Origin of the sequence: Desulfofundulus sp., from assembly GCF_049701015.1 — a bacterium.
In the GTDB taxonomy this organism is placed as follows: Bacteria; Bacillota; Desulfotomaculia; order Desulfotomaculales; family Desulfovirgulaceae; genus Desulfofundulus.
This window is the reverse complement of record NZ_JBNATZ010000272.1, coordinates 1-3219: the sequence shown is the minus strand read 5'-3', so window position 1 is coordinate 3219 and position 3219 is coordinate 1. Positions and strand designations below refer to the sequence as shown.

General features: G+C 51.4%; 5 protein-coding genes. All 5 read right to left on the bottom strand.

All coding sequences use genetic code 11. The annotated features are described in order from the left end of the window. The coding region (locus tag ACPLUI_RS13025; RefSeq protein ID WP_424660683.1) for an aldehyde ferredoxin oxidoreductase family protein at positions 1 to 1028 on the bottom strand (1028 nt) is incomplete at its 3' end. Positions 1029 to 1043: 15 nt separating this feature from the next. Further along, a complete protein-coding gene (locus tag ACPLUI_RS13020; RefSeq protein ID WP_424660682.1) occupies positions 1044 to 1361 on the bottom strand; it encodes a MoaD/ThiS family protein in 318 nt (105 codons plus the stop codon). 360 nt (positions 1362 to 1721) lie between these two features. Next, a complete protein-coding gene (locus tag ACPLUI_RS13015; RefSeq protein ID WP_424660681.1) occupies positions 1722 to 1925 on the bottom strand; it encodes a hypothetical protein in 204 nt (67 codons plus the stop codon). Positions 1926 to 1933: 8 nt separating this feature from the next. Further along, positions 1934 to 2623 carry a molybdopterin-binding protein gene (locus tag ACPLUI_RS13010; protein ID WP_424660680.1) on the bottom strand — a complete coding sequence of 230 codons (690 nt, stop codon included), beginning with the start codon at positions 2621 to 2623 and terminating at the stop codon, positions 1934 to 1936. A 176-nt stretch (positions 2624 to 2799) separates the two neighbouring features. Further along, positions 2800 to 3219 (bottom strand): benzoate/H(+) symporter BenE family transporter (locus tag ACPLUI_RS13005; RefSeq protein ID WP_424660679.1); only part of this gene is annotated, 420 nt, incomplete at its 5' end.

Genomic DNA, 3219 nt, shown 5'->3' with positions numbered 1-3219 from the left:
TAACGGTTGCAAAGTTCGTTGGCATAGCAGATGGCCTCCAGGTCATCTATGAGGCAGGACCCCCCCATTAAACCGAGAGTTTCATATTCGGGGCCACCACCGTTTACTCCCTTATATGGTCCGCTGGTAATGTTAACCCGGCGCCCACAACCTATAGGGCAACCTGCACAGTGGAACCGGCCGCTGAGTACAGTTTCAGCCATCCGCGGACCGCTAATACTTTGCGCTCCTTCTTCCCACTTTCCATCCCGCCAGTTTCGCACGGGAAAATCGCCTACTTGCTCGCAGGGTATTACCAGACCCGGCGTACCAAACTCACTGAGAGCCCTGGTTTTTTCTTTAATCCTCTTTACAGTCTCTTTTATTTTGGTTTTCAGTTCTTCCTCGAAGGCCAGGACCGGTCTTCTTGTTCCCCGCACTGCAAGAGCTTTTACGTTCTTGGAGCCTGCAACCGCTCCAAGGCCGCAGCGTGCCGCCGCCCGCCCTTCTTTACCATCGGTAAAAAGCCCGGCGATTCTAACCAGGCGTTCACCCGCAGGGCCGATAGCGCAAACCTGAGCACCGGAATGTAATTCTTGCAGTCTCTCCGCAGTTTGATAAGTATCCAGGCCCCAAAGTTCTGCGGCATCCCTTATTTCTACCCCGCCTTCGTTTATCCAGAGATATACCGGAGAATCGGCCTTCCCAAGCAGTACCAAACCATCGTAGCCGGCCCTTTTCAGCTCTCTCCCCCAGCTACCTCCCACACTGGCTTCTCCCCAGATCCCCGTCAGCGGCGACTTGCCGACTACCGAATGCCGCCCCGAAGACGGGACAACCGTCCCTGTAAGGGGCCCCGTAAAAAATCCCAGGATATTATTCTCTCCAAGCGGATCTGTTTGGGCATCAGTATTCCTGGCTAAAGTAACGGCACCAAAGCCGCTTCCTCCCAACCATTTGGAAGCAAAATCATCATCGATTTCTTCTTGCCACCATTTCTTTTCCGTTAGATTCACCCACAAGATCTCACCTGTATAACCATGCTTCATATCCACCAGCTCATCTTACCCTCCCATGGGCTGCAGCATTATCCAGGCCACCATATCCTTGTCAAGCAAGTCTTCATGACCGACTATTTTGTTGCCGGCAAGAATCATTACCTGGTCCCGACCATACTTATCTATGTTGCTTCGCTCAGCAATCAAAGCGACCAAATCCCTCACGGTACTGTTTCGAGGCATTTCCAACTCGCTTTCTACTGTACCGTCACAAAACTTAAAAGGTGCAAGCAGCTTAACTTTTACTTTCACTGCAAGATGACCCCTTACCACAATAGTCAGTGGTGAAAAACGTAAAACGCAGGGGGCATGTGTAAGACTCATACGGTGCGGCGCATATCTCTAACCTGTGAACTGAGCCAGCAGGACTACCTTTGCCCGGTAGGCCAGAGGTGCATCCACCTTCAGTACCCGGCACGTTCCCCGGCCAGATTGCTACACGCCGCACCCGCAGGGCACTCCCCTACTTTGGTACAAATTCCGGAAGGAAAGCATTGACTCATGTAAACCTGGCTAACTAGAAACAAAAATACTTAGGGGGCGAAGATACTCCCCGCACTTTCATTGACGGTGTTCGTAATCCATCGCCCCCAAAAGATGAGAACGGCACCGGTATGTCACCTACCAGTCCTGTTTACTTTTTTGCAAAAAAACACACAAAAACTTAAGGAAGCTAACCGGAGATCATCGCCCGGAATGGTGCTCGTGAACCATCGCCCGGCGCCACTTTTCCCGCAACACCCGGGCCAGAGCGTCGGCCAGAATTTCTTTGCCCCAACCTGCTTCCAGCGCTTCCAGCAGGACGGGAGCCGCCAGCCGCACTTCGTCGTGGGGACCGGGTAAAGCTACCAGAGTGGTTAATTCTACCTGACCTACTGCAATGCGCACACCGTCTTTCAAATGGCGTCCCTTTCCGGCGTGAAAATGGAGAATCCAGGGGGTCGCCGCCGTTGGGTCGAGCCGGGAAATACTTTCCACCATCCAGTCTTTATCCTCCGCACCAACCCCGCCGTGGTGATAACCAGGCCGTAACCATCTGCCACTGCCGACCGGAGGCGACCGGTAATCAGATCCAGGTCGTCCGGCAGAATGCCTCCGAAACGCATCCGGTAGCCGTGCTGCTCAAACAGGCCGATCAAATAAGGCGAATTTGTATCTTCAATCAGACCTTCCTGGACTTCCCGGCCGGAAGCAAAAACCATCCCCCGCCGGGCCATACCGGACCTTACCTGCTGAGCCAGGCGGCTGGAACGCTCCAGTAATTCCTCCCGCTGTTCCGGATCGGCGGCAATCAGGCCCAATATGCCCTGGGCGTGAATCGCCGTACTGGATGTGACCCGTACTCCCGGTATTTGATTCAGGGCTGAAAGCAGTTCTTTTTCCCGCCCTACAATTTGTTCAGCCATTACTGTGCGCCGCATGATATCCAGCACCACCACCCGGTCCCGCACATCTACCACCATCACGGCTTCAGCAGGTAATCCCAGTACACGGGCGGTAACGGCGGCTATTTCGTTAAGATTTGCCCCGTGAAGTTCAATACCGGTAATCCAGAGCTCGGTTTTTTGCAGCAGGTCGAGTTCCAAGCATAACCATCTCCTGATAAAGCTAAATTACAAATAGACTGTCTGCTCATACGGCAATAATCCCAAAAGTACATCTGAGAAGATCCTGGTTTTGGTTATGGTTAGTCCTGTCCACCATTTCACCATGATTATTTATAGCTCCACTTGCCATTATAGAAGGTACAAATAAAGCCAGTTCAATTACTTTCGGCAAAACCCATAACCTGTCCCTTTTCACTAACCAGATTCAAGCTGAAGTCTTCCCTTTCCGTAACTAATGATACCAGCACACCAAAAATAATTGCCCAGAATGGTGCTCCAATATTCAGCAGGGAGATGTTTGAAGCAGCTACAAAGAAGGCTACCATTGCTCCTTTGCGAAATTTTTGACTAAACGCACCTTCAAAAGCGCTTATGAAAACTTCAAACATAGCCAGACCCGCAACTACTTGCATGAATTCTTTAGGTGCAAGTTTTGCACTTTCAACGCCTACTTTTGCTAGTAAGCCAATAATTACCCAGAAGACGCCTTCGAAGAAAGACGCTACCCACCGGTACTCCTTTTTCCCTGCTATATCACTGGAACATATAGCTGTACTTGGCCCTGCGGTAACAGC